Here is a 21,011-nt window from a genome sequence, read left to right as displayed (position 1 = left end):
GGCTGCAATTTCACGGGCAAAAAAGACACGTCCATGTCACAGGTTCGCCGCGCGCTCGGAATGATGAGCGGGACGTCGATGGACGGCATCGATCTGGCAGTGATCGAAACGGACGGAAAATCACTGATCAAGGTGGGGACGACGGCGTTTCGTCCCTATGAGGAGGATGAACGCGACCTGATCCGCAAAGCGCTTGTGGAGGCCCGGCGTGTGACCTTGCGAAGCGAAAGGACGCCGGGAATGTATGCGGCGGAAGAGGCCGTCACCCGTGTCCATGCTTTTCTCGTCAAGACCGCGCTGCACGATGCGGGGCTTGCGGCGGGTGATATCGACGTGATCGGATTTCACGGCCAGATCATCTTCCATGTGCCGGATTGGCATCTGACGGTGCAGCTTGGCGATGCGCGCGCTTGCTGCAAATGAGGTTTCCATTCCGGTCGTGACCGATTTGCGGGTGGCGGATGTGGAAGCGGGCGGGGAGGGCGCGCCGCTCGTTCCGGTCTTTCATCGCGCTTTGGTGGAAAATGCGGGGCTCCACCGGCCCATCGTTCTGGTCAATATCACCTGGATCGGCAAGGGCGCGGACGACCTGATCGCTTTCGATACGGGACCGGGAAATGCGCTGACCGACGATTTCGTTCAGCGCCACGGGGCGGCGCGAATGGATGCGGACGGCGCTTTTGCCGCACGCGGCACGGTGGATGAGGACGCGCTCGCGCGCTGGCTCGACAATCCCTATTTTTCGCGCCGCGCGCTCAAGTCGCTCGACCGTGACGCCTTTTCCTGCGAGGGGCTGGAGGAGATGTCGCTTGAGGGCGGATGCGCGACGTTGACCGCGTTTACGGCGGAGACGATCTAGCGGGCGTTGAAGCTCGTGCCGCATCGGCCCGGCGAGCTTGTCGTCGTGGGCGGAGGTGCAAGCAATCCGACGATGCTCGATCAGCTTGCGCAGCGCAGCGGCCTCAAGGTGACGATGGGCGATCAGCAGGGCTGGGTGGGAGATTTCATCGAGGCACAGGCCTTCGCCTATCTGGTGGTGCGCAGCCTGGACGGGCGAACCCTGACATTTCCCGGAACCACAGGTGTTTCCAGGTCCCTGACCGGCGGACGGCTCGTGCGGCCGGAAGAAACGGCGGCAGGATAAGGACGCGCGCGGAATCGGCTCCCGGCTGTCCGTTTTGGAGCTATCCGTGTGAGTGGCTGCGTAACCGGCGCAATTTCAGGATGGTCTTCCACAGCAGCGGGTTGGCCTTGATCGAGCGCTTTACCGATTGCTTCGTTTCGGCCAGCAGCGCGTGCAGTCGCCCCAGTGCGGTCATCGGCAGGGAACTGTCGAACAGAGGATCCGGTTTGCACCAGGACACCTTGTAGCTCATCTCGCCGATACCGAGATCGAGCTGGGTGAGGCCGCGTTCGCAGCAGCATTTCAGCACGTCGAGCAGCAATTGCTCACCCGGAGTGGCGTTCTTCAGCTCGTCTTCGCGGAAGGAATTGAGGTGGCAGGAATCGCGCCCGTGATGGGTGCCGCCGATATAGGTCGCGCGGATGATGCCGTCGACTTCCAGCGCATGGGCTTCGGCAAGCGGGCCGCTCGTTGCGCTCAGGCTGTCGATGAGAACGTCGCGATAGAGGTCGCGTACGCCGGGAACGACGAAGACGCTCAGGATGCCAGAGGTTACGGCGCGCGCGTTACGCTGTTCCACGAGCACATCCACGATGCGCTCTATCGTTGCTTCATCCGTTCCCCGGAAGATGTGGGGACCGCCGTCGCCGAGCATCTTGCGCTTGCGGCGCAAACCGCGCCGGGCATGGCTTGAGCGCTTCTGCGTGTAGAATTCGTCGAAATCCGGCCCGATTTCCGTGACATAGGAGTCGCTCGGCCTCGGCCTCGCATCGAGGCGGGCGAAGGGATTTTCGTGACCGCCCCAGGTGCGGGGCTGGTTGGCGAGCTCGAAAATGTCGATCGAGCACTATCTCCTCGTGTCGATCGTGTCGAGTTCGTCGCTGTGCGACCTCTTTCAGGGCGAGCTGCGTCCCGCCAGATGCCGAAATTGTGGTTGTTGAGCTTGCCGCCCAGCCAACGGGTCACCGTCACCGGGCCTGAACGCCGGATGCCGAAGGGTCAGATGAAGACCGGAGTTTCACCTCTGTAACCTGCGACGAGGACAAGACGACTCACTTCCCTCAGGCCGACATGGCGGTACCACAGCTCCAGCCAGCGGAACCCCTGATAGGCGGGCATGGCGGCATCGGCCTCCAACGCGCGCCAGATGGGCTCGATTTCTTCGAAGCTGTCGTAGACGCGCAGGCGGAAAGGGGCCGACCGATCTTTTGCGTCGACCGGGATCGCCTCATCAAAAGCCGGCGCAGTTGCCGTCGACATGAACATCCTCCTCGTAGATCATTCATAGGCATTCCTATCAAGGAGTCCTAAAGAAAGAGTGGTTATAATCAGATATGTTGCGGGGAAGTGTCGGGATTAGAACGTGACAAAGTTCTGGAAGATGCTCGGCTATCGAGCCGTCATGGACGCCCTCTATTTCAGCGGAGCACATAAGGCTCTCGCTCCGATAGCGCGCGGGTTGCGGGCTCATCTACATGCTGCACAGGGTCCTGCCTGCGCATGACGGGGATTTGCAGCCTAACGCCTTTCTTGAAATGACGCCTGAATTTCTCGAGCAGGTCATCCTTGATACCAAGGCCGTCGGGGTCGAATTCATCTCGATCGCGGAAATGCACGACCGCATGATGCGGGGGGACTTCTCCCGTCGGTTCGCGACCGTGACGCTCGATGACGGCTATCGCGACAATCTGGAAACCGCTTTGTCGATCTTCAAGCGCCACGATGTGCCCTTCACGGTGTTCGCGGCAAGTGGGATTGCGAGCGGGGCGTCTGAATTGTGGTGACTGGCGCTGGAACGCATCATTGCGCAAAGCGACGAGGTTCGGATCGATTTCGAAGGGCACCGGGAAACGATCGCGACCGAAACCGCCTCCCAGAAGAATGCCGCCTATGAGCGGTTGGGGGGTTGGCTCGCGCAGGAGCTGGACGAAGCCGCGCAGCGTCGCGCGATCCGCGATCTTTCGCAAAAGGCCGGTATCGATCTCGGTGAGTTGTGCCGGTCTCTGGCCATGAACTGGGACGAGTTGTGCCGCTTGAACGAGGAGCCGCTGGTGATGATCGGCAGCCATACGGTCGGCCACTATGCGGCGAAGTGCCTGTCTGCCGATGAGGCGCGGGCGCAGATTCTCGACGATGTGGCGCGTCAGGAAGCTGAACTCGGCGCGCGCGGCCGGAGTTTTTCGCCTATCCCTATGGCGGGCCGGATTCAGCGGATGCGCGCGATTTCGACATGGTCGCCGATCTCGGCTTCAAGCTGGCGGTGACCACGCGGCCGGGGCCGCTTTTCCCCGAACGCCGCGATCACATGGTGGCTCCCCGAACACCGCGATCACATGGTGGTCTTGCCGCGTGTGTCGTTGAACGGCCTGTTCCAGAAGCGCCGTTACGCCGAATTGCTGCGTGAGACGGCACGCCGTTCGTTTTGGCCAACCGGTTTTGCAGGCTGAACGTGGCTTGAGGGATCGAGCGAGGCGTTTTGCCTGTTTCGGCGGTGAAATTCGTTTTCGATAAGAACCGTGTACTTGGGCGTCCGCGCCTCTCATCGTCTGTCATTCCCGCGAAGGCGGGGATCCAGCATTCCAGAGGCGTGCGCGACTCGTGCACCGAAACCGCATCCTGTGGTTACTGGGTCCCCGCCTGCGCGGGGATGACAGTCACGGGTAAAACGTGCCTCGGTTCGAACTCTCTTTTGCCTGCCGCCTAGTGCTCGTTTGCTTCTCCCGCCGCATCGTCGCGGGCAAGCGCCTCGCGGTGGCGGCGGTTGCTCTGGGCCTCGATGAAGACGCGGCTGACATCGGGATACTGGCTCTTGATCGACGCTTCCAGATCCGAGGTCATGTCCTCAATCTGCGCCGCTGTCAATGCGTCGTTGAAATAGAGCGAAATGGCGACTAGCATATCGTGGGGCCCGAGATGCATGGTGCGAAATTCGTTGAGGGCGCTGACGGCGTCGTCGCGTTCGACCATCTGCTCGACCGTTGCGATGAGTTCCGGCGCCGCAACCTCGCCGATCAGCAGTCCCTTGGTCTCGTAGGCCAGCAGAACGGCTGTTCCAGCCAGAACCACGCCGATGGCGACGGAGGCCGCTCCGTCGAACCATTGGATGCCGGTCATCTCCGCCCCGATCAGGCCGACGAAGGCGATGATGAGGTCCGAGCATGGCCGCGCTGTCCTCAAACAGCACGGTGAAGACGGTCGGATCCTTCGACTGGCGCACCGCCGTCAGGTAGTTGTGCTTGCCCTTGATCCGCGTGAACTCCTTCAGCGCCACGTACCAGGCTCCGGCCTCGAAGACGAAGGCGAAACCAAGTACGATGAAATTGACGAAGGGATCGCTGACCGGGTGGGGGTGCAGCAGTTTCTGGATGCCCTCGTAGATGGAGACGCCCGCGCCGACGGCGAAGATCAGGATGGCGACGACGAAGGACCAGAAATACAGCTTCACTCCGTAGCCGAAGGGATGGCGTTCGTCGGCCTGATGCGACGCCAGTTTCATGCCATAGAGCAGAAGGCCCTGATTGCCGGTGTCGACCAGGGAGTGAATGCCCTCCGACAGCATCGCGGAGGAGCCGGTATAGATCGCGACGGCGAATTTGGTGATGGAGATCAGCGTATTGCCGGCAAGTGCGGCGAAGATCACCTTTTTTGAGCCGTGGGCCATCTGAAGTCGCCTCGCGGGGGCGATGCTGTTGGAGGTGCCGCCCATCGTCCTTGCGACGTGTGGTGACGGGTATGATGCGCAACGAAAAAGGAACGGGAGGAGTTCCCTTGCGCAGGTTGTTCGGGATTTTCGAATCGATTGCAAGCGCTGCCCGCTTCCCAAGTTGCCTCAAGGGGCGATCGGCAGTGCGAATGCTCAATTTCCCAGGCGTCCGGGTGCGGTAAAATGGGGGCTATCAATCCAGTTAACATTAGAACATTAGAACATACTAATATATTCGATAACCGAATGTTTTCCGATGACCGTTTCGCAACCTGCGGGATCCGGTTGAGGCACGCCGCGCACAACGCTGTGCTTGCCGCCGTTGGAGCCGTGCTGCTCGTCGGAGCCGTGCTGCTAGGGGTGACGGCTGCCTCGGCCGCCGAGTTCACCGCCGGCCTCTCCAAGGTGGAGGACGTCAAACGCGTTTACGGCACGGTTGAGGCTATGGTGGAGGTTTCCGCACGCGCCCGGATCGGCGGAACGCTGGAGACGCTGAGCGTCGACGAGGGCAGTTTCGTCAAGAAGGACGAGGTGGTTGCTCGCATCGTCGACGAGAAGCTGACGCTTCAGGCACGCGCGATGGAGGCGAATATCAAGGCGGCGCGCTCGCGCGTCACGCAGGCCCGACTGGATCACGAACGCGCGCAGAAGCTGTTTGAGCGTGGCACCATATCGAAGTCGAATATCGATCAGCTTGAGATCGCGCTCACCGTTGCCCAGAACACGCTGAAGGCGAACGAGGCGCAGTGCGCCATCGTCGAGCAACAGATGGCTGAGGGCAACGTTCTGGCCCCCACCGACGGCCGCCTGCTGGAAGTGCCGGTTGCGCAGGGCTCGGTGGTGATGGTGGGCGATCCGGTGAGCCTCGGCGCGCCGGAGCTGGGGCTCGACGGCAAGGCGCGCGAGTGCAAGATCGTCAAGATCTTCCCGCAGATCACGCAAGGCCGCGTGGTGGCGGATGCCAAGGTGCCGGGGCTAGGCGATTTCTTCGTCGGCGAACGCACGCAGGTGTCGATCTCCATTGGCACGTGCTAGGCGATCATCGTGCCGCACGATTTCATCACCACACGCTTCGGGCTCGATTTCGTGAAGCTGAAACGCGAGGGCGGCGAGCCGCTCGATATCGTCGTGCAGCTTGGCGAGCACCATGAAATCGACGGCAAACCGGGCGTCGAAATCCTGTCCGGCCTGAAGGTCGGCGATACGCTGGTGACGCCATGAAGCTGGGGCTTTCGGGAAATCTGACCCGCAGCTTCATCGGCTCGCCGCTGACGCCGCTGTTGCTCTTCGTAGCCCTCGTTCTGGGCGCGATCTCGCTCGTCACGTTGCCGCGCGAGGAGGAGCCGCAGATCTCCGTGCCGATGGTCGACATCATCGTGCAGGCGAACGGGCTGAAGGCCCAGGATGCGGTGAAGCTCGTCACCGAGCCGCTGGAGACCAGCGTCAAGGCAATAGACGGTGTGGAACACGTCTACAGCCAGACGGTCGACGATCAGGTCATGGTCACGGCGCGCTTCTATGTGGGCACCAGCTCCGATTAAGCGATCCTGCGGGTGCACGAGAAGATCCGCGCCAACATGGACCGCATTCCGACCGACATTCCGGAACCGTTGGTGGTCGGACGCGGAATTGACGATGTCGCCATCGTCGTCGCCACGCTGACGCCGAAGCCGGAGGCCGCCGATCGCTGGAGCGCCGACGGGCTCTACGATCTCGCAGACGAATTGCGCATCGAGTTGTCGCGTCTCGACAATGTCGGGCTGACCTATGTGGTCGGCGGGGCGGCGAATCAGATCCGCGTGGAGCCGGAAAAGCTGTCGCTTTACGGCGTGACCCTCGATCAGCTCGTGGGCAAGGTGAAGGCGGTCAACAGTTCCTTCATGGCTGGATATCTGCGCGACGGCGGGCGTTCGGTGCAGGTTGCCGCCGGGCAGACGCTCAACGGCGTGCCCGATATCGGCATGCTGCTCATCACCACCCGCGATAACCGGTCGGTCTACGTCAAGTACGTGGCCCGCATCGTCGTCGGCCCGTCGCAGGAGGAGTCGCGCGCCTGGAACATCGAGCGGCATAAGGACGGCAGCGTCACGCGGTTGCCCGCTGTCGAGGTCGCGGTCGCCAAGCGTCCCGGCGCCAATGCGGTCGTCATCGCCGAAGAGGTCCTGCACCATATCGAGGATCTCAAGGGGTGGCTCATTCCCGATACGATCGACGTCAAGATCACTCGCGATTACGGCGACACGGCCAACGAGAAGGCCAACGAGCTGCTGTTCCATCTGGGACTGGCGACGCTTTCCATCGTGCTGCTGGTCGGCATTGCGATCGGCTGGCGCGAGGGGCTGGTGGTACTGCGAGGGGCTGGTGGTACTGATCGTCATTCCGACGACGATCCTGCTGACGCTGTTTGCCGCGTAACTGATGGGTTACACGATCAACCGGGTCAGTCTGTTCGCGCTGATCTTCTCCATCGGCATTCTGCTCGATGACGTCATCGTGGTGATCGAGAACATCTCGCGTCACTGGGCGATGAAGGACGGGCGAACCAGAACGCAGGCCGCGATCTAGGCGGTGGCGGAGGTCGGCAATCCGACCGTCATCGCCACGCTGACCGTGGTTGCGGCGCTGCTGCCGGTGATGTTTGTCTCCGGCATGATGGGTCCCTACATGAGCCCGATCCCGGCCAATGTATCGGCCACGATGATGTTCTCGTTCTTCGTCGCGGTGGTGCTGACGCCGTGGCTGATGATGCGCTTTGCGGGCCGCGCGCCGATCCATCACGCGGAAGAAAAGCCGGGCGACGTCAATTCTGCGGGCGGCCTGCTCGGGCGCGTCTATCGGATCGCCGTGCGGCCCGTTCTGGGCTCTAAGGCGCATGCCTGGACATTCCTGCTGCTGGTCGGCGCGGCAACGATCGGTTCCATGGTGCTGTTTTACACCGAGGACGTGACGGTCAAGCTGCTGCCCTTCGACAACAAGTCGGAGGTGCAGGTGATGCTGGATCTGCCGGAGGGAACGTCGCTGGAGGAGAGCGGCCGCACGCTCGATGTTGCGGCCGAGCTTTTGATGGACATTCCCGAAATCACCTCCATCCAGAGCCATGCGGGCACCGTCGCACCTTTCAACTTCAACGGGCTAGTGCGCCATTATTTCTACCGCGAATCCCAGGAACTGGGCGATCTGCAGGTGAACCTGCTGCCCAAGGGCGAGCGGGAACGCGAGAGCCATCCGATCGCGCTTGAGATTCGCAAGCGACTGAAGGCGTTGAAGGTGCCTGAGGGCACGTGGCTCAAGGTGGTGGAAGTGCCGCCGGGACCGCCGGTTCTCTCCACGCTGCTGGCCGAGGTCTATGGCTCCGATGCACCGACCCGCCGGGCGGTTGCCGACAAGCTGGAGGGGCTTTTCAAGTCTGTTCCCTTCATCGTGAACGTCGACAATTCGCACGGCGAGCGTCGGGAACGGCTGCGTTTCTCCATCGATCAGGAGAACCTGGAATATCACGGGATCTCCGAATCCGATGTCTATAGCGCCATCCAGTCGCTTCTGGGGTCCACCACGGTGGGTTATTCCCATCGCGGTGAGGGACGGTGGCCGGTGGCGATCACGGTCGCGCTGCCGAAATCGGAACGCACCTTGTCCGAACGCCTGCTCGCAACCCCCGTTCCGGCCAATGCGTTGCCGGGCTCGCGCGGAGTCGTGGAACTGGGCGGCGTGCTGAAGATCCGCAAGGAGAAGGGCTCGTATCTGATCTACCGCCACAATTTGCGGCCGGTGGAGATGGTGCAGGCCGATCTCGCGGGCGAATACGAGGCGCCGATCTGTGGCATGCTGGCGGTACAGAAGAAGATCGACGAGACGGACTGGGGCGATCTTCCAAAGCCTGAAGTGCTTCTGCACGGCCAGCCGGTGAGCGATGCCAATGTGGCGCTGTCGTGGGACGGCGAATGGGAGGTGACCTGGGTGACCTTCCGCGACATGAGGGCCGCCTTCATGGTGGCGCTTCTGGGGATCTACTTACTGGTGGTGGGCCAGTTCGGCTCGTTCAAGCTGCCGCTGGTGATCCTGACGCCGGTGCCGCTGACGCTGATCGGCATCATGCTGGGCCACTGGCTCTTCCATGCGCCGTTCACCGCCACCTCGATGATCGACTTCATCGCGTTCACGGGCATCATTGTGCGCAATTCGATCCTGCTCGTTGATTTCATCCGCCATGCGTGATCCGAAGATCGGCCATTGAAGGATGTGTTGCTTGAGGCGGGCTCGATCCGCTTCAAGCCGATCCCGCTGCTGTTCGGCCTGGCGTCCTCCATATTGCTCACGGTGTTGGTTATTCCGGCGATCTACGTGGTGCTCAGGGATGACGGCAAGCCGATGAGCGGCAAGTAGGAGGGGGGAAGACAACCATCTTCCGTCCATTGCCCGGCTTCGTCCGGGCAATCCAGCGGGCAGCGGCATATGCGGAGCGTGCTGGATCCCCCGGACGAAGCCGGGGGATGATGGGGGAGAGATGGGGGCTTCTTTCGGTTATTGGGCGTTTCCCGACGGGGGGCTCGAAATGGGCACGTTTTGTCCGGAACTGTCATCCCCGCGGAAGCGGGGATCCAGCATCCCTTGAGGCCAGCCGTCGAACCCCATGCGGTAACCCTGTGGTTACTCGCTCTCCGTCTGCGCGGGGATGACAAGCGAGCTGTTGGCTGTGCGCAGGGGCAAACGTAGAACTATTCAGAGTGCTTGAGCCCGGCCTGATCACCTCTCCCATGGGGAGAAGTCGGACCGCAGGGTCGGGTGAGGGGTGTCGGAGGCTCTGTATCCATGGAATATCTCCCCCAAACGGGAGCTGCGCCTTTCTCAAACCACGAAAAACGCCCGACGCCGTCGGCGACGAACTGCACGCTCAAGGCGGTCAGCAGGACGCCGAGGAGACGGGTCAGTACCAGTTGCACCGTGTTGCCCATGTAGCGCTCGATGTGGTCGGCGAGGAGGACGATCGCAAAGCATGAGCCGACGATGATCAACGTCACGACGATCAGGCCCGTCAGTTCGATGGTGTCGCTCGCCTGCGAGGCGAGAAGGATCACCGCACTGATGGAGGCCGGACTGGCGATCAGCGGGATCGCCAGCGGGAAGGCCGCGATGTCGTGCGAATGCTCGGCCATGTCATCATCTGTGTCCGGATTGGCGAGCTTGTCCGCCGTGGCGCTCTTGCGCTTCTGGCGGCGGGCGAAGATCATCTCGAAGGCGATGTAGAACAGCAGCAGCCTGCCGGAGACCTGGAAGGCGGGCACCGAGATGCCCAGAACGCTCAACAGCGTCTTGCCGCCGAACAGGAAGACCATCAGCAGCACCGCCGCGATCGACACCGTCCTGACGGCGATCGAGCGTCGCACCGCGCTCGAGGTGCCCGCCGTCACCGCCAGGAACATCGGCGCCAGACCGATGGAATCCACGGTGAGGAAAAGTGTCGCAAAGGCATTTATCAGGTAATCGGCAATCATAAAGGGCTCCGGCTAACAGGGCGCTTTCGGGCAATTTGGCGCGCCATTTTCTGGCGCATTGCGAACCGCTTCGCCTCCATAGCTGCCGGGAGGCGCCCAAGCCACCGGCGCTTCGCCGCCACATTGTTGTGTGTAGCTTGTCGGACCCTTAGTAAATATCGGAAAATAAGGGAAATGTCGCCTAATTTGCAGGCGCAGCATTTGGTTCGCGGCTTGGAATCGGCTATAAGATCGTAAGAATCGTTTCCAACCGACGAGACTATTCTTGGCAGACCAGGACAATACGACGTCATTCGGCGGGTTGCCGTCGGAAATCAAGCCCGTTTCGATTGCCGAGGAGATGAAGCGCAGCTATCTCGATTACGCGATGAGCGTGATCGTGTCGCGTGCGCTCCCCGACGTACGCGACGGCCTTAAGCCCGTGCATCGGCGCATCCTCTTCTCGATGTCCGAAAACGGCTACGACTGGAACAAGCCGTACCGCAAGTCGGCCCGCGTGGTCGGCGACGTCATGGGTAAATATCACCCTCACGGCGACAGCGCGATTTACGACGCGCTGGTGCGCATGGCGCAGGATTTCTCCATGCGCCTGCCGCTGATCGAGGGGCAGGGCAATTTCGGCTCCGTCGACGGCGACCCCGCCGCCGCCATGCGTTACACCGAGTGCCGGTTGCAGAAAGTCACGCACACGCTGCTTGACGATATCGACAAGGACACGGTCGACTTCCAGGATAACTACGATAACTCCGAAAGCGAGCCTTCGGTCGTCCCGGCACGGTTCCCGAACCTGCTGGTCAACGGCGCGGGTGGCATCGCGGTCGGCATGGCGACGAACATCCCCTCGCACAATCTGGGCGAGGTCATCGACGCCACCATCCTGATGATCGACAATCCGGACGCCACGCTCGACGAGGTGATGGAGGTTCTGCCCGGTCCGGATTTCCCGACTGCGGGCCTCATCCTCGGCAAGGCGGGTATCCGCTCTGCTTACGAGACCGGGCGCGGCTCTGTGCTGATGCGCGGTCGGGTGACGACGGAAGAGGTCCGCTCGGGCCGCGAAGCGCTGATCATCCACGAGATCCCGTATCAGGTGAACAAGGCGACGATGATCGAAAAGATCGCCGAACTTTTTCGCGACAAGCGCGTCGAGGGCATCTCCGATATCCGTGACGAGTCCGACCGTTCGGGCATGCGCGTGGTCATCGAGCTGAAGCGCGACGGGGTGGCCGACGTCATCCTCAACCAGCTTTACCGCTACTCGCCGCTGCAGCAGAGCTTCGGCTGCAACATGGTGGCGCTGAGCGGCGGTCGCCCGCAGCAGCTCGGCCTATTGGACTTCCTGCGCGCCTTAATCGATTTCCGTGAGGAAGTCGTTAGCCGCCGCACCAAGTTCCTACTGGCCAAGGCGCGCGACCGGGCCCACGTCCTGGTCGGTCTGGCGATTGCGGTCGCCAATATCGACGAGGTCATCAAGCTCATTCGTCATGCGCCCGATCCGGCAACCGCGCGTGGGCAGTTGATGGAGCGCGACTGGCCGGCCTGCGATGTGGCCGCGCTGGTGGAGCTGATCGACGATCCGCGCCACAAGGTTTCGGAAGCGAGCACCTACAGGCTTTCGGAAGAACAGGCGCGCGCCATTCTCGACCTGCGTCTGCAGCGCCTGACGGCTCTGGGGCGTGACGAGATCGGCGACGAACTGACCGGTCTGGGCGAGCAGATCGCCGACTATCTGGATATCCTGCGCTCGCGTCCGCGTATCTTCTCCATCATCAAGGACGAACTCGTCGCCGTTCGCGACGAATTCTCCACCCCGCGCCGCACCGAACTGGTGGAAGGTGGGGCGGACTTCGAAGATGAGGACCTGATCGCGCACGAGGAAATGGTCGTGACCGTTTCCCACGGCGGCTATATCAAGCGCGTGCCGCTCAACACCTATCGGGCGCAGCGGCGCGGCGGCAAGGGCCGCTCCGGCATGGCGATGAAGGAGAAGGATTTCGTGTCCCGCCTCTTTGTCGTCAACACGCATACGCCGGTGCTGTTCTTCTCCTCGCGCGGCATCGTCTACAAGCTGAAGGTGTGGCGCCTGCCGCTGGGCGGGCCGACCTCGCGCGGCAAGGCGCTGGTCAACATGCTGCCGCTTCAGCCGGGCGAATTCATCAACACGATCATGCCATTGCCCGAGGACGAGGATACCTGGGGCGAGCTGGACGTGATGTTCGCGACCACCAAGGGCTCGGTCCGGCGTAACAAGCTGTCCGATTTCACGCAGGTGAACCGGAACGGCAAGATCGCCATGAAGCTTGAGGAAGAGGACGGCTCGATCATCAATGTCGAGACCTGCCGCGAGAGCGACGACGTCCTGCTGACGACGGCACTCGGCCAGGCGATCCGCTTCCCCGTTACTGCGGTGCGCTTGTTCCAGAGCCGGTCGTCGACCGGTGTGCGGGGCATCTCGTTGGCCGACGGCGACAGCGTGATTTCGATGTCGATCGTCAACCACTTCGATGCGACGTCGGACGAGCGTGCCGAATACCTCAAGCGCCGTCGCCTGATGCGCGGCGAGACGGAAGACGTGACGCTGGAAGGCGAAGACGGAGCGGTCAGCGGCGGCGAGCTGTCGGAAGAGCGCTACGTCGAAATGAGCGCGATCGAGCAGCACATCCTCACCGTTTCGGAAAACGGCTTCGGCAAGCGGACCTCGTCGTTCGAGTACCGGATCACCGGTCGCGGCGGCAAGGGCATCGCGGCGATGACCGTGAACGAGCGCAACGGCAATCTGATCGCGTCTTTCCCGGTGGAGGATGCGGACCAGATCATGCTGGTGACCGACGGTGGCCAGTTGATCCGCTGCCCGGTGGACGGCATCCGTGTTGCCGGACGTTCGACCCAGGGCGTGACCGTCTTCCACACCGCCGATGACGAACACGTCGTGGCCGTGGAACGCATCTCCGAGGATGTGAACGGCGAGCACGATGAGGACGAGGACATCGATGGCGAGGATGCTCCCGACGGCGAGGCGTCCGAAGGCCCGGATGAGGATGGCTCCGAAGCGCCTGATGAGGGCTCCGAAGAGTAGGCCGTTCCGGGCTTGATTGGATAAGGATTTGGGCCTCTTTCCCGGCTGGGAGAGAGGCCCTTTTCGTTGGTGCAGCGGGGTTTGGGGGAACGGGCAGGGGGCGCTGTTGGGAGGAAGGCACTTCGCGGAGTGACGTTTGCAGGTAAGTGGGGTTCCGGCGCTTGCCTATCGTCTCGGCTCCCACGCCAATCTATCGGTTCGCCATCCCCCGGCGAAGTTCGGAGGATCCAGCACTTCCCGCATATGCGGCTGCCTGCTGCATTGCCCGAACTTCGCCGGGCAATGACGGTGGAGAGAGGGGAGAGCTTTCGCACCCGCGTCGTCCCATTCATTCGTGCCGCGCACATCAAACGAAATCAGGGCCGCCGGTTTGCTACCGGTCGGCCCTGATTTCGTAAATGGCGATCGAGCTCTATGGGTTCGCCGCGATCAGGGGCTTGCGGGCTCCTTCACCAGAACCGACAGGCGGCGGCCGGCGTCGCGGAATTCGACGGTGCGGCTGGGGGCGACGCTGATGTCGTGCTTTTCCGCCAGCGTGCGCAGGCACTCGGCGTTCCAGTGACCCCAGGCCTGACCGGCGCAGGCATCCTCTTGCGCAATCGTCAGCTGATCGCCCTTGACGGGAGCGGCGGTCGCGTCGTCGGAGGCGGCCGATCCGAAGCCCGCGGTGAACATCGCCAGCGAGAAGACGGTGATCGCACCGGCGGTGGCGACCAGCAGCTCATGCGGACGGATATTGAACGGTAACGGAATGCGGAAGGTGCTGTGTTCTGTGTAGGTCATGACGATTTTCCCTGCTGTTCCGGCTTCATTGGGGTCACTTTGCCTCGCTAAGGCCCAAATTGCCGTGACGGGGGTCACATAAAGATGGGTCGCTTTCGCCGCTCCTCTCCTTTCATCATCAACGCGCTTGAACCGCATACGTTCCCTCGAATACGTAGCCGCATCTCTAACGTGTTGGTCCGGGGTTCAAAATTATTGCAAGTGACGTCCCTTTGCGGGCGGGATCGGGCGGTTGCAATCGCTGGTCCTGCGGTGCTGGGAGACTCGCGCGCCTTGAAAACGCTGGGAGCCTTGCGTTCGTTGTTAGGGCGCGACCGCATTTCGATTCCGTGGCATAAGACGGGGCCGGCTGCGCCGCCCGGCCGTTCATCAGGAGAAGAGCCATGTCCCACTTCGCCGCTCCCCGTGCTTTCGCTCTGTCGAGGCTCGTGGCGATATTCGCCCTTTTGCTGACGGTCGCGGGTACAAGCGCGGGCGTTGCGCGGGCTGTGGACATGCAGACTCTGCGCATCGAAAACCAGTACGGGTGCCAATGGGAATTCCGCGTCGAGGTGGTCGCTTTGGAAAAGGATCGCGCGCGCGGGCTGATGTTTCGAAAATCGGTGCCGGAGGGAACGGGCATGCTGTTCGATTTCCAGCGCCAGCAACCCGTCAGTTTCTGGATGAAGAGCACCTACGTGCTGCTCGACATGATCTTTATCCGCGAGAATGGAGCCATCGGTCGGATCGCCCACGACACCACGCCGCTTTCGGAAAACGTCATCCCGTCCGGCGTTCTGGTGCGCTATGTGCTGGAAGTGGTCGCGGGGACGGCGAAACAGTTGCAGATCCAGCCGGGATGGCGGTCCGCTCTGGGGCAGGGATGTGTTCGATGATATCCAGCCTGTTCTCGCCCTGAAGATCGATATCGATGATGACGAGATCGAACTCGTGGGCCTGCAAATGGCGTTTCGCGCCTTTCAACGTGGTTTCGTTGATCAGTTCGATTTTGGAATCCAGTTCGGCCTGAAGAACCTCGGCGAAATTCCGGTCCTCTTCCAGATGCAGGCCGAGGAGGCGATAGCCCGTGCCGCCGCGGCTGAGGCACGAACAGCGGAGACGCAACCCAGAAGGTCGCTCCGTGGCCCTCCGCGCTCTCGAAGGCGATCTCCCCGCCCATGCTTTCCACCAGGCGCTTTGTGATATGCAGGCCAAGTCCGGTGCCCGAACTCTTGGCGGAATTCCCGCTATCGGCCTGGCTAAAGGGTGTGAACAACTGGTTCTGAAAGTTCTTCGGGATGCCGGCGCCGTGATCCGATGACGTAGATGCAGGCCGTCGTGTCGTGCCGCTCCAGACGAATCTCGACGCTCGCGCCCTCTTCTGAATATTTCGCGGCGTTCGAGATCGATTAGCGAGAACCTTTTGCAGCCGATCCTGGTCGACGGTGGCAATGAGCGGTTCGTTGGAGGTGATGACCTTCAGCTTGACCTTGCGATCCTGCGCATAGGTGGTGTTCATCTCCACCGCCTTCGCCGCCTCGCGGTTCAGATCGCAATGGATCAGCCGGAAATTTGCCTTGTTTGCCTGCAGCGTCTCGAAATCGAGGATGTCGTTGACGAGCAGGATCAGCCGCGCGGTGTTCTTCTGCGCCATCTGCAGCATTTGTTCGACCTTCTCCGCGCGCGGTTTCGCTAGAAGCTGGTCGATCACCGCGAATGGAGGTGGGGGGCGTTCGCAGTTCGTGGCTGACGGTGGCGACGAATTCGGTGCGGATCCGTTCGATTTTGCGGCGTTCGGAGATGTCGCGAATGATGCCGCTGAATTTCGTCATGCCCTTCACCTTCAAGGTGCTGATGCCGATTTCGATGGGAAACCGGTCTCCCTTGGCGGTGACGGCTTCCAGCTCCCGGGCCTGCAAGGGCTGCGAGTGATCCTGCAGCTTCTCGAAGATTTCGGAAAACGTCTCGTCATATTGCGATGTGCCGTCGGACAGCAGTCGTTCCACATGCTTTCCGACAATTTCGTCTGCCTGGTATCCGAACATGCGTTCGCAGTTCGGGTTTAATTCCTCCACGATGCCCACACCATCGAGCAAAATCAAGCCGTCGGGCACGTTGTTCACGATGGTGTTGGCGTATTCCTCGCTGTCCATCAGCGCCTGGGTCCTGTCGCGGAACGAGCGGGCGAGATCTCCGATCTTGTCGTCGCGCTCGATCGGCAGCTTCTTGAGAAGCTCCGCGTTGGTTGAGCCGGAAATCTGTTTGGTCAGGAAGCCGAGCGGCCGGATGAAGGATTTCGCGAAGAAGATCGCGATGATCGAAAACAGGAGGGTAGTGATGATGCAGATGTAGATGACGTGCTTCTTGATCGCGTCCGCATCGCCGAAGAGGATTGCGACGGGTATCTGGAGCGCAAAGCCGATCTGTGCGGATTGCTGGGAATAGTGCCCCGGATCGCGCAGGTAATAGGCAACCGTGTCGCCGATCTCCAGCAGGCCTTCCGGTTCTCCCCGCGCGAGCAACTCGCACACGATCTTCGGGACGGGCCGCATCGGGTCTGACCGCAATTGCAGGTCGATCCGCTCGTGCGGCTCATGGCGTGGTGTGGAGCAGGTGATCCGCCAGATCGTGCACCCGCGAGGTTGTCGTTGTGTTCGGTGTCGTTGTCGGTGGCGTTGTGGAGTAGGGCCACGTAGTCGGCATTGAGGATGAGGAGGTCGAAACGCTGTCCCTGATCATCGTCGATCGGGATCATGCCGCGAATGGCGAGGATCGGATTTTCCTCGGACGCCGCGTTCGGCCCCACATGCGCCACATCGGAGAAGGCGACCTCACCGGTCGGTACGGTGATGCCGAAGCGGAAATAGGGTTCGTTTCCCTTCGCCTGCAGGTGGTTGTCCGGTGTCGAGATGATGTCGCGCACGCTACGCACGACGCGGACGATCTCCCGCCCGTCATCGACAAGGCCGACGAAGCGGAACTTGAGGTACTCGGGATTGCTGTTCAGAACGGCCTGAAAGGTCTCGCTCAGCCGGTCGCGCCATTGCGCCTCGGTTGTGAGCCGTCAACGGGATCGATCCCTCCGTTCTCCCTGCTGCGGACAAATCCTTTCAGCGAGGGTGTCTCGGCAACGGTGCGCAGGTCTCTGGCGAGTGCGGAATAAACCCGGTCGAACCGCCGCGCCATCTGGTGAGTTTCCGCGGCGATCGAGGCGACCGCATTGTCCTTGGTGATGGGTCCTGACCTGATTGTAGACGAGCAGACCCAGCAGCGCCGTGCTGAGGACGACGTAAAAACAGACCAGAAACATGATTCGATATGTCATCGAACCAAGGGGGTACGATCGTGCGAACGCATCGCCACTCCAGAAAAGAACCGGACAATTCGGAACGTGGCATTAAAACCATATAAGAAGATAAGAAATCGTAATATTAGGGAAACGGATATTATATGTATAAAAATACATATGGTATTTCAGCCAATTCATGCGCGACGAGACATCCGGCACGCGTGTGAGTGCTCGAATGCCGGGAAGGCTGCTAGAGGAAACGGGGGAGAGCTTTGGGGGCGAGGATCGGAAGTTGGGAAGGGCGTTGCTTTCCCTGAAAATCTGGCCCCGAAAATCCGGCCTCGAAAATCTCGCGCCCCCGGCAGGATTCGAACCTGCGACCGACAGCTTAGAGGGCCGAAGTTATCTCAATAATATCAATAATTTTACAGAATTTTTCAGTACAGAAAATGCCGGTTTTCGAGCAAAAGTCTGAAAGCTATTTGGTGTTAGATCCGGCATTTTTCCGGGCTGCGTCTACGGATCGAACGACGCGGATATTGAGCTACTCCCCGATCCCTGGACAGTTTCCGGGGTGATTTAAGCTACCCTCTGGCCCTGCTGGTCGGTTTCGATCTGGTTGAAGTAGACCACGGCGGGAGGCTGTCCGCCATGGGCGGCGTGGGGCCGCTGGTGATCGTAGAAGATGATCCATGGGCCAACGCCGGCCTTGGCCTGCGAGCCAGTCTCCCATGCGTGCAGATAGATGCACTCATACTTCAGGGATCGCCAATGAAGATATTGTCGAGACAGCGCCCTTTGCCGTCCATCGAGATCCGGGTGCCGGCCCATTTCAGCCGGTCGGCCTAGGCGAAAGACATGAACTGCGAGCCCTGATCGGAATTCATGATCTCCAGCGGGCCGAAGCGGTGGACCGCCTCGTTCAGCGCCTCGATGCAGAAGTCTGCTTTCAGCGTGTTCGAGAGGCGCCAGGCCAGCACCTTGCGGGTGAACCAGTTCATGGTAGCAACCAGGCAGAGAAAGCCTCGTTGCATCGGCGGATATGTGATGTCGGCGCACCAGACCTGGTTGGCACGACCGATCCGCAGACCACCCAGCAGGAAAGGGGAGGTTTTGTGCCCCTTGGTGGGCTTGCTGCTGTTGGGCTTCTGGTAGATCGACAGCAGGCGACATTGCGCACCGATAGACAGCGTGGGGTGGGAGCGTTCGATCATCCCGCGCCTTACTTGCCGGTCCAGGGCTTGAGTTTTCGTGACAAAAAAACGTTGGTGACGACCAGCTCTCCGATCTTGGCGTGCAGCGACCCACCTTCTCCTCGTCGACCTCGGTCTTCTTCTTCCCGCTGCGTTCGAAGATGTTGGAGCTCCCTCGAGCAGCGCGTTTGTCGGGAAAAAGATTCACTGAATTGTTTTCCACCTTCCAAACTCCACTGATGGATCATCGTCGGATGCACATCGTATTCCGTGGCCAGCTCTGACACGGTACGCGCGCCCTTGACGGTTTCCAGCGCCACACGAGCCTTGAAGCTCGCGTCATGGTTCCTGCGTTTCGACATGCTTTGATCTCCTTGCGCTTGGAGACCAGCAGAAAGCAAATCGTAGCTTCCGTCATTGTCCGACTTTCCGGGGGTAGCTTAGTACGCTACGTCGACATGCTCACCGACGTTTCGGCGGCTCTGTCTTTGATCGGCAAAAGCACCTTCGATATCGTGACGATCCAGCAAGGCGAGACTGATGCACTCAATGGGCGCACGCAGGCGGAGATTACCGCCGACCGCGCGACCTTGATCGATCAATTGAGGGAGGAAACCTTCATTCGATCCGACACGCTGTTTCTTGTTGGGGAGTCATGCCAGGATTGGGACGAGACAGCGGATTTGGCGACGTTCATGGCGTCCGTCGGTGATGCCGATGCAGATGGAGAAAATTACACGTTCGCTGTGCGCAGCTATGTGCTTCCAAGTGTCGACTCGGTGTCAAACTCGATTCATTTCAGCGGGGCGAGCCTCTATAACATGGGTTACAATAGATATTGCAACGCTGCTCCCAGCGCTGCATGTCTGGCGCCCCCGCTCATCATGGGTAATTTTGCGGGAGCACAGGTGTAGGAATAGACGCTGCGCGAGATCTGGCGTGCCGGGAACGCGCTAACGCACAGAGATACCGTGTTGATATTGTTTAAAGGTTACGCGTCCATGCCTTGGTGCTGAGTGCTGACCCGCGCGTCGAGCATGAGTGCGAATGTCGCTTGCAGTGAGCCAACGCTCATGCCTTCACCCGGGGTCGCGCTTTCGCGTTCGATTAGCCAGAGATCAAGCGCGTCATCAAGTGCGGAGAGGGCATTCTCCTCCGAAAAAACTGGTTCTTTGCGACCTGTTTTAACTTGATAATTTCTCATGATCGGACATCCTCTTATCGTTCCCTGAAACTAACGCAGGGGAAAAAGAGTGAAGCATAGTGTTGATAGTCAGATTGTTTCAGATTCGAAAACGGATCTAAATGGATATTTGTCGAGACATATCGGTGCTGCCATCGATAAGGCAACGCTGAATGCACTATACAGCCGGATCGTCGCCAAGCACTTCGTTCTGGTGGGGTTCAACGACTACACGAAGCATTTGATCAATTTTCTACTGCACATGATCGTGCGTGTGGTCGGCAACGACCCGCGGTTCCATGGCATGAGGTTTCGCGAGTTCGCAGTCGAGCCCGTTTCGGCGGAGCGCGATGAGCACTCCCTTTATGTCGATCCTGACCAGATATCCGAAATGCAATCTGCGCTTGTCGATGTGGATAGCCGGCAGCCGTTCAAACAGGAGATCATATGCCAGTTCCACAAGCTGGCGATGGAGTGCACTGTCCCACATGAGCTCGGAGTGCCAGTATCGATGATGCTGTTCGAGACGATCGTTTTCCTGAGGCAGGTGGCCAACTTCGCACTGCAATTTCTTGGGGATGTCGCTGAGGTTGGCGTGTGCCAGGGGGCGAGCCTGTGGCACCTGATGCGGTTGATGCAGGATGCCGGCGATATCCGCGCAGTTCACGGGTTCGACTCATTTGATACATGGCCGCGTCAAAATCCCGAAGCAATCATGTGCCTGGACGAAATCAAGAAACGGCTGGCCTTCTGCGACGGTGAGTGCCGGCTCTATCAAGGCATGGTTGAGAAGACGCTTCAGGAGTGTGAGCCTGATCGTCTCTGCTTCCTCCACCTAGACATGGGCTATCGGAAAGAGATCCTGGATTGGGCAGTTGAACGGATGCGTGGTGGCGGTGTGATCCTGCTTGATAATTACGGCCATGTTGCATCTTGGACGGCAAAGTTCGATCGATATTTCGAGAGCGTGGGAACCCGACTAATACGGATATTAGGCGTTCGCTGTGATCGTGCCGAAATAGCTAGGTTCGCAATTGTTCGAGAATTCGAAACCCGCCCGCAAGGCGGGTTTTTTGTCGCCCGAAAGGATCCATGAAATGAAGACGAGCGAACGAGGTCGGGCTTTTATCGCTCGGCACGAGGGTGTTGTGCTGCGCGCTTACAAGGACGTGGCGCCAATTCTCAAATCG

General features: G+C 60.5%; 19 protein-coding genes and 4 pseudogenes. 14 read left to right on the top strand and 9 right to left on the bottom strand.

Going from position 1 to position 21,011, the window contains the following annotated elements; all coding sequences use genetic code 11:
* Positions 1-33 precede the first annotated feature (33 nt).
* On the top strand, positions 34-423 hold the full coding sequence (locus QNJ43_RS26525; protein ID WP_346432790.1) for an anhydro-N-acetylmuramic acid kinase: 390 nt from the start codon (positions 34-36) through the stop codon (positions 421-423).
* A pseudogene (locus tag QNJ43_RS00575) lies at positions 401-1,144 on the top strand (anhydro-N-acetylmuramic acid kinase). Before QNJ43_RS26525 ends, QNJ43_RS00575 begins: the two are co-directional and overlap by 23 nt.
* 40 nt (positions 1,145-1,184) lie before the next feature.
* Here the strand turns inward: QNJ43_RS00575 and QNJ43_RS00570 are convergent.
* Positions 1,185-1,856, bottom strand: coding sequence for a GNAT family N-acetyltransferase (locus tag QNJ43_RS00570; protein ID WP_300467259.1), 672 nt, complete (start codon positions 1,854-1,856; stop codon positions 1,185-1,187).
* 266 nt (positions 1,857-2,122) lie between these two features.
* The gene (locus QNJ43_RS00565; protein WP_300466516.1) at positions 2,123-2,383 is read right to left on the bottom strand and encodes a hypothetical protein; all 261 of its coding nucleotides are present in this window, start codon (positions 2,381-2,383) and stop codon (positions 2,123-2,125) included.
* Positions 2,384-2,598: 215 nt separating this feature from the next.
* On the opposite strand from QNJ43_RS00565, the gene QNJ43_RS00560 reads away from it, so the two are divergent.
* Both QNJ43_RS00560 and QNJ43_RS00555 read left to right on the top strand, forming a co-directional pair.
* Complete coding sequence (locus QNJ43_RS00560; RefSeq protein WP_300466514.1) at positions 2,599-2,907, top strand: polysaccharide deacetylase family protein; 309 nt, start codon at positions 2,599-2,601, stop codon at positions 2,905-2,907.
* 114 nt (positions 2,908-3,021) lie between these two features.
* Entirely contained in the window at positions 3,022-3,387 is a 366-nt protein-coding gene (locus QNJ43_RS00555; protein ID WP_300466512.1) for a hypothetical protein, read from the top strand.
* 436 nt (positions 3,388-3,823) lie between these two features.
* On the opposite strand, the gene QNJ43_RS26520 is transcribed toward QNJ43_RS00555, so the two are convergent.
* Together QNJ43_RS26520 and QNJ43_RS26515 are read right to left on the bottom strand one after the other, a co-directional pair.
* Positions 3,824-4,237, bottom strand: coding sequence for a cation transporter dimerization domain-containing protein (locus QNJ43_RS26520; protein WP_346432789.1), 414 nt, complete (start codon positions 4,235-4,237; stop codon positions 3,824-3,826).
* Positions 4,238-4,427: 190 nt separating this feature from the next.
* Positions 4,428-4,784 (bottom strand): annotated as a pseudogene (locus QNJ43_RS26515) (cation diffusion facilitator family transporter); the annotation flags it as partial.
* Between the two features lie 288 nt (positions 4,785-5,072).
* Here QNJ43_RS26515 and QNJ43_RS00545 point away from each other — a divergent pair.
* From QNJ43_RS00545 to QNJ43_RS00535, 3 genes and pseudogenes are all read left to right on the top strand, one after another.
* A complete protein-coding gene (locus tag QNJ43_RS00545; protein ID WP_300466510.1) occupies positions 5,073-5,861 on the top strand; it encodes an efflux RND transporter periplasmic adaptor subunit in 789 nt (262 codons plus the stop codon).
* Between the two features lie 9 nt (positions 5,862-5,870).
* Positions 5,871-6,047, top strand: coding sequence for a hypothetical protein (locus QNJ43_RS00540; RefSeq protein WP_300466508.1), 177 nt, complete (start codon positions 5,871-5,873; stop codon positions 6,045-6,047).
* A pseudogene (locus tag QNJ43_RS00535) lies at positions 6,044-9,209 on the top strand (efflux RND transporter permease subunit). The gene QNJ43_RS00540 and the pseudogene QNJ43_RS00535 overlap by 4 nt, the downstream one beginning before the upstream one ends.
* Positions 9,210-9,541: 332 nt before the next feature.
* On the opposite strand, the gene QNJ43_RS00530 reads toward QNJ43_RS00535, so the two are convergent.
* Complete coding sequence (locus QNJ43_RS00530) at positions 9,542-10,318, bottom strand: MarC family protein (protein ID WP_300466506.1); 777 nt, start codon at positions 10,316-10,318, stop codon at positions 9,542-9,544.
* A gap of 265 nt (positions 10,319-10,583) precedes the next feature.
* Between QNJ43_RS00530 and gyrA the strand changes: the two genes are divergently transcribed.
* Positions 10,584-13,394 carry a DNA gyrase subunit A gene (gene gyrA, locus QNJ43_RS00525; RefSeq protein WP_300466505.1) on the top strand — a complete coding sequence of 937 codons (2,811 nt, stop codon included), beginning with the start codon at positions 10,584-10,586 and terminating at the stop codon, positions 13,392-13,394.
* 429 nt (positions 13,395-13,823) lie between these two features.
* On the opposite strand, the gene QNJ43_RS00520 is transcribed toward gyrA, so the two are convergent.
* Positions 13,824-14,177: a hypothetical protein gene (locus QNJ43_RS00520; RefSeq protein ID WP_300466503.1), complete on the bottom strand. Its 354-nt coding sequence runs from the start codon at positions 14,175-14,177 to the stop codon at positions 13,824-13,826.
* Between the two features lie 383 nt (positions 14,178-14,560).
* Here QNJ43_RS00520 and QNJ43_RS00515 point away from each other — a divergent pair, with 383 nt between their 5' ends.
* Together QNJ43_RS00515 and QNJ43_RS00510 are read left to right on the top strand one after the other, a co-directional pair.
* Entirely contained in the window at positions 14,561-15,052 is a 492-nt protein-coding gene (locus QNJ43_RS00515; RefSeq protein WP_300466501.1) for a DUF192 domain-containing protein, read from the top strand.
* A complete protein-coding gene (locus tag QNJ43_RS00510) occupies positions 15,042-15,359 on the top strand; it encodes a hypothetical protein (RefSeq protein ID WP_300466499.1) in 318 nt (105 codons plus the stop codon). The genes QNJ43_RS00515 and QNJ43_RS00510 overlap by 11 nt, the downstream gene beginning before the upstream one ends.
* Before the next feature lie 206 nt (positions 15,360-15,565).
* Here QNJ43_RS00510 and QNJ43_RS00505 read toward each other — a convergent pair whose 3' ends face one another.
* Positions 15,566-16,687: a PAS domain S-box protein gene (locus QNJ43_RS00505; protein ID WP_300466497.1), complete on the bottom strand. Its 1,122-nt coding sequence runs from the start codon at positions 16,685-16,687 to the stop codon at positions 15,566-15,568.
* 275 nt (positions 16,688-16,962) lie between these two features.
* Between QNJ43_RS00505 and QNJ43_RS00500 the strand changes: the two genes are divergently transcribed.
* Together QNJ43_RS00500 and QNJ43_RS00495 are read left to right on the top strand one after the other, a co-directional pair.
* Positions 16,963-17,319, top strand: a complete 357-nt coding sequence (locus tag QNJ43_RS00500; RefSeq protein WP_300466495.1) for a hypothetical protein — start codon at positions 16,963-16,965, stop codon at positions 17,317-17,319.
* A 322-nt stretch (positions 17,320-17,641) separates the two neighbouring features.
* The gene (locus tag QNJ43_RS00495; RefSeq protein ID WP_300466493.1) at positions 17,642-17,920 is read left to right on the top strand and encodes a hypothetical protein; all 279 of its coding nucleotides are present in this window, start codon (positions 17,642-17,644) and stop codon (positions 17,918-17,920) included.
* A gap of 104 nt (positions 17,921-18,024) precedes the next feature.
* Here the strand turns inward: QNJ43_RS00495 and QNJ43_RS00490 are convergent.
* Positions 18,025-19,000: pseudogene (locus tag QNJ43_RS00490) on the bottom strand (IS3 family transposase).
* 96 nt (positions 19,001-19,096) lie between these two features.
* On the opposite strand from QNJ43_RS00490, the gene QNJ43_RS00485 reads away from it, so the two are divergent.
* Positions 19,097-19,552 (top strand): hypothetical protein, encoded by a 456-nt coding sequence (locus tag QNJ43_RS00485; RefSeq protein WP_300466491.1) that lies wholly within the window; start codon positions 19,097-19,099, stop codon positions 19,550-19,552.
* 77 nt (positions 19,553-19,629) lie between these two features.
* Here QNJ43_RS00485 and QNJ43_RS00480 read toward each other — a convergent pair whose 3' ends face one another.
* The gene (locus QNJ43_RS00480) at positions 19,630-19,842 is read right to left on the bottom strand and encodes a hypothetical protein (protein WP_300466489.1); all 213 of its coding nucleotides are present in this window, start codon (positions 19,840-19,842) and stop codon (positions 19,630-19,632) included.
* A 49-nt stretch (positions 19,843-19,891) separates the two neighbouring features.
* Between QNJ43_RS00480 and QNJ43_RS00475 the strand changes: the two genes are divergently transcribed.
* Complete coding sequence (locus QNJ43_RS00475) at positions 19,892-20,917, top strand: class I SAM-dependent methyltransferase (protein WP_300466487.1); 1,026 nt, start codon at positions 19,892-19,894, stop codon at positions 20,915-20,917.
* Positions 20,918-21,011: the final 94 nt, after the last annotated feature.

This window comes from Breoghania sp., assembly GCF_030066895.1.
Lineage (GTDB): Bacteria > Pseudomonadota > Alphaproteobacteria > Rhizobiales > Stappiaceae > Breoghania.
Note: the sequence above shows the minus strand (reverse complement) of the source record. Positions and strands in the feature narration are given on the sequence as shown.

Excerpts from the sequence above, each read along its gene's own strand:
- QNJ43_RS26525 (WP_346432790.1), top strand. The coding sequence starts at position 34 with ATGTCACAGGTTCGCCGCGCGCTCGGAATGATGAGCGGGACGTCGATG.
- QNJ43_RS00565 (WP_300466516.1), bottom strand. The coding sequence starts at position 2,383 with ATGTCGACGGCAACTGCGCCGGCTTTTGATGAGGCGATCCCGGTCGAC.
- QNJ43_RS00560 (WP_300466514.1), top strand. The coding sequence starts at position 2,599 with ATGCTGCACAGGGTCCTGCCTGCGCATGACGGGGATTTGCAGCCTAAC.
- QNJ43_RS26520 (WP_346432789.1), bottom strand. The coding sequence starts at position 4,237 with ATGACCGGCATCCAATGGTTCGACGGAGCGGCCTCCGTCGCCATCGGC.
- QNJ43_RS00545 (WP_300466510.1), top strand. The coding sequence starts at position 5,073 with ATGTTTTCCGATGACCGTTTCGCAACCTGCGGGATCCGGTTGAGGCAC.
- QNJ43_RS00530 (WP_300466506.1), bottom strand. The coding sequence starts at position 10,318 with ATGATTGCCGATTACCTGATAAATGCCTTTGCGACACTTTTCCTCACC.
- QNJ43_RS00520 (WP_300466503.1), bottom strand. The coding sequence starts at position 14,177 with ATGACCTACACAGAACACAGCACCTTCCGCATTCCGTTACCGTTCAAT.
- QNJ43_RS00515 (WP_300466501.1), top strand. The coding sequence starts at position 14,561 with ATGTCCCACTTCGCCGCTCCCCGTGCTTTCGCTCTGTCGAGGCTCGTG.
- QNJ43_RS00500 (WP_300466495.1), top strand. The coding sequence starts at position 16,963 with ATGCGCCACATCGGAGAAGGCGACCTCACCGGTCGGTACGGTGATGCC.
- QNJ43_RS00495 (WP_300466493.1), top strand. The coding sequence starts at position 17,642 with ATGCGCGACGAGACATCCGGCACGCGTGTGAGTGCTCGAATGCCGGGA.
- QNJ43_RS00485 (WP_300466491.1), top strand. The coding sequence starts at position 19,097 with ATGCTCACCGACGTTTCGGCGGCTCTGTCTTTGATCGGCAAAAGCACC.
- QNJ43_RS00480 (WP_300466489.1), bottom strand. The coding sequence starts at position 19,842 with ATGAGAAATTATCAAGTTAAAACAGGTCGCAAAGAACCAGTTTTTTCG.